The sequence below is a fragment of the Lysobacter xanthus genome, from assembly GCF_047159895.1.
On the sequence record NZ_BAAGAB020000130.1, the window covers coordinates 1 to 2,647 of the forward strand.

Annotated in this window: 3 protein-coding genes; 1 reads left to right on the forward strand and 2 read right to left on the reverse strand. The window is 70.8% G+C overall.

Annotated features, from left to right (window positions below; all coding sequences use genetic code 11):
* Nucleotides 1-611 (reverse strand): oxidoreductase (locus tag ACY35P_RS15325; RefSeq protein WP_462116700.1); only part of this gene is annotated, 611 nt, incomplete at its 3' end.
* Between the two features lie 481 nt (nucleotides 612-1,092).
* On the opposite strand from ACY35P_RS15325, the gene ACY35P_RS15330 reads away from it, so the two are divergent.
* Entirely contained in the window at nucleotides 1,093-1,716 is a 624-nt protein-coding gene (locus ACY35P_RS15330; protein WP_462116701.1) for a response regulator, read from the forward strand.
* A gap of 40 nt (nucleotides 1,717-1,756) precedes the next feature.
* Here ACY35P_RS15330 and ACY35P_RS15335 read toward each other — a convergent pair whose 3' ends face one another.
* Nucleotides 1,757-2,311 carry a peroxiredoxin gene (locus ACY35P_RS15335; protein ID WP_462116702.1) on the reverse strand — a complete coding sequence of 185 codons (555 nt, stop codon included), beginning with the start codon at nucleotides 2,309-2,311 and terminating at the stop codon, nucleotides 1,757-1,759.
* Nucleotides 2,312-2,647: the final 336 nt, after the last annotated feature.

The window sequence follows — 2,647 nt, forward strand, 5'->3', positions numbered from 1 at the left end:
TTCCCGTGCCCCCCGCCGTAGGCGTCGTCGCGATGGTTGCTGCCGTCGCGCAGGAACTGGTCGATGAGGTAGCCGTTCGCGCCATGCACTTCGACGCCGTCGAAGCCCGCCTCGCGTGCGTTCGCGGCCGCGCGACGGAAGTCCTCGACGATGCCCGGGATCTCGTCCAGCCGCAGCGCGCGCGGGGCCGACACGTCGTCGTAGCCGTCGGCCGTGAACGTCTTCGTCGCCGCGCGGATCGCGCTCGGCGCGACCGGCACTTCGCCCGCCGGCAACAGGCTCGTGTGCGAGACGCGGCCGACGTGCCACAGCTGCACGACGATGCGGCCGCCGCGGCGATGCACCTCGTCGGTCACGCGCTTCCAGCCGGCGACCTGCTCCGGCGTGTAGAGCCCCGGCGTGTCCCGATAGCCCTGCGCGAGAACGCTGACCTGAGTCGCCTCCGTGATGATCAGGCCGGCCGTTGCACGCTGCCCGTAGTACTCGGCGGCGAGCGGCGACGGCACCAGTCCGGCCGCGGCGCGGCTGCGCGTGAGCGGCGCCATCACGATGCGATTGGCGAGGTCGATCGCGCCGATGCGGATCGGGTCGAAGAGGGAGAGGTCGGTCATGGGCGTGCTCATGCGGAACAGCCCATCAGACTGGGGCTCGTCCGCGCGAAGGCGATGCCTGCGAAGAGGAGGCTGCGTTCCATCGCCTACCCCAATCGCGACCGGCAGGAACAGCGGCGGGCGGTGCGCCTGCCGGTCGCACCGTACCCGCGCATCGGCCGCATGACGGCCGACCGAAACGGCAATAAGAGGGTGGACGAAGGTTCCGCAGGCTGCGGAAAGACCCTGCTCGGGTCGTCGTATCCGTCCTTCCAACGCGCAGCCTGCGGAACACGTTCGATGCTCCGCGCGCAGGCATTACGGCGAGGCGAATTCGCGGTCGTGCGCGCATGCGCCGCCTGAAGCGGTCTGCTCCGGAGCGGCACGGTGTCGCGGCAGGTTGCGATCGCGCGGCGGCCGTCCCGCTTGAACCGGTCAGGAACGTGGACGGTCTTCGCCTTGATGTGAGCGCCGCACTCCCGTAGCCCCGCTAGAGTGGCGCATGGACATGAAACCGGATGGGGCCGCAGCGGAGCCGGGACGGCTGCTGGTCGTGGAGGACGAGTACCTGGTGGCGGACGACATGCGGCAGGAGCTCGAGGCGCTCGGCGCCTGCGTGCTGGGCCCGTTCGCGACGATCGAAGCGGCGATGGCGGTCGTGGGCCGCGGCGACGGCATCGACGGCGCCATCCTCGACATCAACGTCTGCGGCGAGACCGTCTACCCCGTGGCGTCCGCGCTCGAGGCCCGGAACATCCCGTTCGTCTTCTGGAGCGCGTACGAGAGCCTGTCACTGCCGGTGCAGTTCCGCGACCGGCCGCGGATCGGCAAGCCCGCGACGGGGCGGGAGGCGCTGCGCTCGCTCGAAGCGTCGCGGAGCGATGCGCACGCGGCGGTCGATGCATGGGCGGATGTCTACGTCGACGCCCGGGGCGATCACCTGATCCGACTGCGCGACCGCGGTGCGACCGTGCAGACGCAGGACCTGGTGTGGCTGGGGCTCGCGGACGTGCATATCGCGACGTGGAGTGCGCGCCTGCGCACGCCGGTGCGGCCCGGAACCTTCTATCGCGTGCCGACCCGCTATCTGACCGCGCTTAGCGTGGCGTTCGAGATGCTCGGCTGATCCGGCCGGGCGGCGCCTCGGCGCCACCCGGTCGCGTGCATCACTTCTTCGGCGGGGTCTTCAGCGCGGTCACCGCGTCGAGCATTTCCTGCACGTGGCGGTTCGGATTCAGGTCCGAATACGCCGCCGCGATGCGGCCGTCGCGGCCGACCACGTAGGACGTGCGGTTCGACCATTCCGGCTTCATGCTCAGCACCGCGTCGAACTTGCGCGCGATGGCCGCACCCGGATCGGCACCGACCGGGAACTTGCCGCCGCAGTGCTCCGTCTCCTTCGAGAAGTCGGCGAGCTGGTCCATGTTGCCGGCGCTCAGGCCGATCACGGTCGCGCCCTGCGCCTTGAAGCGGTCGATGGCCTTCGAGAACAGCGCCGCTTCGACGTTGCAGCCGGGCGTGTGCGCAGCCGGGAAGAAGTAGACGACGACCGGGCCCTTCCGCAGCGCGTCGGCGAGGTCGAACGTGAAGCGCTTGCCGGCGAGGTAGGCCTTCGCCTTGAACGAGGGCGCCGCGTCGCCGGGCTTCAGTGCGGCCATCGCCGGAAAGGCGAGGGCGAGGGCGGCGACGGTGGTGAGGACGGCGCGATGCAGGAGCTTCATGGCGGCACTCGGTGCGGGGAGGCGCCCGTTATAAACGATCGCCGCCGGCGGCCCCGCGCGACCCGCGGGACGCTTCGTTCGTCGCGAGCGACCGTCCGACCGGCGGCGGCCGCGTGATTCGTGGCGCCCGTCATCCTTCGGGCACGTCGACCCGGGGGCCGCATGTCCAGCATTCCATCCGATACGCCGCTCGCCGGCGCCGCGCGGCCGGGCCTGCCGTACCCGCGCGCGGGTTTCTACTTCCTGCTGCTGATCGTGGTCGCGGTCGCGGCGTTCTGGCCGTCGTACTTCTCGAGGCTCGGCGAGGTCGATCGCATCCGGCACTTCCACGGCATC

What these genes read in the sequence shown, in the direction of transcription:
- ACY35P_RS15330 (WP_462116701.1), top strand. Translation starts at nt 1,093, where the DNA reads ATGGACATGAAACCGGATGGGGCCGCAGCGGAGCCGGGACGGCTGCTG.
- ACY35P_RS15335 (WP_462116702.1), bottom strand. Translation starts at nt 2,311, where the DNA reads ATGAAGCTCCTGCATCGCGCCGTCCTCACCACCGTCGCCGCCCTCGCC.